This window comes from Roseovarius sp. D0-M9 (assembly GCF_037083805.1).
In the GTDB taxonomy this organism is placed as follows: domain Bacteria; phylum Pseudomonadota; class Alphaproteobacteria; order Rhodobacterales; family Rhodobacteraceae; genus Roseovarius.
The window spans coordinates 1-697 of sequence record NZ_JBAPKZ010000133.1 but is presented as its reverse complement, the minus strand read 5'-3'; the positions used below and the strand labels follow the sequence as shown (position 1 = coordinate 697).

Annotated in this window: 1 protein-coding gene and 1 pseudogene; both read right to left on the bottom strand. The window is 65.9% G+C overall.

Going from position 1 to position 697, the window contains the following annotated elements; translation table 11 throughout:
* The coding region (locus V8352_RS21870) for a c-type cytochrome (RefSeq protein WP_336426361.1) at positions 1-436 on the bottom strand (436 nt) is incomplete at its 3' end.
* Positions 423-697: pseudogene (locus V8352_RS21865) on the bottom strand (sulfite dehydrogenase); the annotation flags it as partial. The pseudogene V8352_RS21865 and the gene V8352_RS21870, both read right to left, overlap by 14 nt.

The following is a 697-nucleotide window of genomic DNA, read 5'->3' as shown; positions in this document are numbered from 1 at the left end:
CCGTTTTGACCGGAGCGTCGCTGGCCAGCGTGCCGCGACCGCCAATCAGTTGCGGGGCGCCCAACTCGGATACGCCCATCATGTCCAGGCCGTGACAGGCGGCACAGACCGCCTCATAGAGCTCCTCGCCTTCAGCATAGGTGCCGCTGCCGTCCGGCAGGCCGCGCCCGTCCGGCATCACATCGATATCCACGGCCGCGATCTGCTCTTCGGTTACTGGCTGGCCGACGCCATAGGCGTTCTCGGCGGGGGTGATGTCGCCCACATTCTCGGCACTGGACTCGGGCACCTCCATGGGCGCGCGCTCGCCGGTCTCCTCCAGAGTATCGGGCAGTGCTGCAACCGTGCGGTCGCCCTCCTGTGCCAGCGCAGGACCGGCCAGCGCGCCAGTCAGGGCACCCATGGCGCAGATGATCGTCAGATTACGCGTGAACATTGGTCACCTCCCCGTCCGGCGCGACGTGCCAGCTTTGGATTGAATTCAGATGATAGACCGACTTCAGCCCGCGCACCTCGACAAGCTGCTCGAGGGTGGGTTGGACATAGCCGGTCTCGTCGATGGCGCGGCTTTGCAACACCGCTTCCTCACCGGTCCAGGTCCATGGCAGTCGGAACCGCGTGTGACATTTGTCGAGGACCGGCGCATCGAGCGTGGCCTCCTGCCAGGTTGCCCCGCCATCGGCAGAGACCTCGACCT